Source organism: Streptomyces griseorubiginosus (assembly GCF_017614965.1).
In the GTDB taxonomy this organism is placed as follows: Bacteria; Actinomycetota; Actinomycetes; order Streptomycetales; family Streptomycetaceae; genus Streptomyces; species Streptomyces griseorubiginosus_B.
This window is the reverse complement of record NZ_WVUG01000575.1, coordinates 1-2,193: the sequence shown is the minus strand read 5'-3', so window position 1 is coordinate 2,193 and position 2,193 is coordinate 1. Positions and strand designations below refer to the sequence as shown.

The 2,193-nt window shown below is 71.5% G+C and carries 3 protein-coding genes; all 3 read right to left on the bottom strand.

Annotation, left to right across the window (positions count from 1 at the left end):
* Nucleotides 1-21: 21 nt before the first annotated feature.
* Nucleotides 22-1,179 carry an acetyl-CoA C-acetyltransferase gene (locus tag GRC12_RS43795; RefSeq protein ID WP_208785998.1) on the bottom strand — a complete coding sequence of 386 codons (1,158 nt, stop codon included), beginning with the start codon at nt 1,177-1,179 and terminating at the stop codon, nt 22-24.
* 17 nt (nt 1,180-1,196) lie between these two features.
* Nucleotides 1,197-1,808, bottom strand: a complete 612-nt coding sequence (locus GRC12_RS43790; RefSeq protein ID WP_133042783.1) for a TetR/AcrR family transcriptional regulator — start codon at nt 1,806-1,808, stop codon at nt 1,197-1,199.
* Nucleotides 1,809-1,823: 15 nt separating this feature from the next.
* Nucleotides 1,824-2,193 (bottom strand): SDR family oxidoreductase (locus tag GRC12_RS43785; RefSeq protein ID WP_208785997.1); only part of this gene is annotated, 370 nt, incomplete at its 5' end.

Genomic DNA, 2,193 nt, shown 5'->3' with positions numbered 1-2,193 from the left:
TCCCCACTCCCCCTACCGTCCTCAGACCCTCTCGATGATCGTCACGTTCGCCTGGCCGCCGCCCTCGCACATCGTCTGGAGGCCGAAGCGGCCGGCCGTGCGCTCCAGTTCGTGCAGCAGGGTCGTCATGAGTTTGACGCCGGTCGCGCCGAGGGGGTGGCCGAGGGCGATCGCGCCGCCGTTGACGTTGACCCTCTCGGGGTCGGCGCCGGTCTCCTTGAGCCAGGCGAGGACGACCGGGGCGAAGGCCTCGTTGATCTCGACGAGGTCGATGTCGTCGATGGTGAGGCCGGTCTTCTTCAGGGCGTGGGCGGTGGCCGGGATGGGGGCGGAGAGCATGCGGATGGGGTCCTCGCCGCGTACGGAGAGGTGGTGGACGCGGGCGCGGGGCCGCAGCCCGTGCTCGCGCACCGCCCGCTCCGAGGCCAGCAGCATCGCCGCCGCCCCGTCGGAGACCTGGGAGGAGCAGGCGGCGGTGACGGTGCCGCCGTCGAGGACCGGCTTCAGCCCGGCCATCTTCTCCAGCGAGGTGTCCCGGCGCGGCCCCTCGTCCACCGCGACCTCGCCGAGGGCCACGATCTCCCGCTCGAACCGGCCCTCGTCGATGGCCCGCAGCGCCCGCCGGTGCGACCGCAACGCGAACTCCTCCTGGTCCTCCCGGCTGATCCCCCACTTCGCGGCGATCATCTCGGCGCCCACGAACTGGTTGACGGGCTGGTCCCCGTACCGGGCCCGCCAGCCCTCGCTGCCCGCGAAGGGTCCGGCCGTGAAGCCCAGCGGCTCGGCGGCCTGGCGGGTGGCGAAGGCGATCGGGATCTGCGACATGTTCTGCACACCGCCCGCGACCACCAGGTCCTGCGTGCCGGACAGCACCCCCTGCGCCGCGAAGTGCACGGCCTGCTGCGAGGAGCCGCACTGCCGGTCGATCGTCACGCCGGGCACCTCCTCGGGCAGTCCGGCCGCCAGCCAGCAGGTGCGTGCGATGTCCCCGGCCTGCGGTCCCACCGCGTCCAGACAGCCGAAGACGACGTCCTCGACGGCGGCAGGATCGACGCCCGCGCGCTCGACCAGTTCCTTCAGCACATGCGCGCCCAGGTCGGCCGGATGGACCCCGCTCAGCCCACCTCCCCGCCGCCCCACGGGCGTTCGGACCGCTTCGACGATGTAGGCCTCGGCCATGGCGACTCCCCAATGGGTCACGTTCGTACGGCGATCCCGTCCAGCACCATCGACAGGTACTGCCGGGCGATCTCCTCCGGGCTGTGCTGTCCGCCGGGCCGGTACCAGGACGCGGCCACCCACACGGTGTCGCGCACGAACCGGTAGGTGAGACGGACGTCGAGGTCGGCCCGGAAGACCCGGGCGGCGACCCCGCGCTCCAGCGTGGACAGCCACGCCTTCTCGAACTTGCGCTGCGACTCGGCGAGGAACGCGAACCGCTCCTGCGCCACCAGCTGCCTGCTCTCCTTCTGGTAGATCGCGACGGCGGCGCGGTGCCGGTCGATCTCCCGGAACGACTCGGTGACCAGGGCCTCCAGGGTCTCGCGCGGGTCCAACTCGGCGTCCAGGACGGTGTCGTAGCCGCTCCACAGCTCGTCGAGGAAGGTGCGCAGGATCTCCTCCAGCATCGATTCCTTGGAGTCGAAGTGGTAGTAGAGGCTGCCCGCGAGCATGCCCGCGTGGTCGGCGATCTTGCGTACGGTGGTGGCGTTGTAGCCCTGCTCGGCGAAGACCTCGGCGGCGGTCTCGAGGAGTTCGCGGCGCCGGGCGGGCGCGGCGGTCACCTGGGGCTTCTTCTTGGTCGGCACGGATACATTCTCGTCCTAGGCGTGCTGGCTGCTGACGGAGACGACCTCTCCCGTCATGTACGAGGAGTAGCCGGACGCCAGGAAGACGATCACGTTGGCCACCTCCCAGGGCTCCGCGTACCGGCCGAAGGCCTCGCGCGCGGTCAGTTCCTCCAGCAGCTCGGGGGTCGTCACCTTCACCAGGTGCGGGTGCATGGCGAGGCTCGGCGAGACGGCGTTGACCCGCACCCCGTACGCGGCCGCCTCCAGCGCAGCGCACCGGGTCAGCGCCATCACACCGGCCTTGGCGGCGGCGTAGTGGGCCTGTCCGGCCTGGGCGCGCCAGCCGACGACGGAGGCGTTGTTGACGATGACCCCGCCACCACCACCGTTGCCCCCGCCACCC

Bases quoted from the DNA above. Each gene is read 5' to 3' on its own strand.
- GRC12_RS43795 (WP_208785998.1), bottom strand. From the start codon at position 1,179: ATGGCCGAGGCCTACATCGTCGAAGCGGTCCGAACGCCCGTGGGGCGG.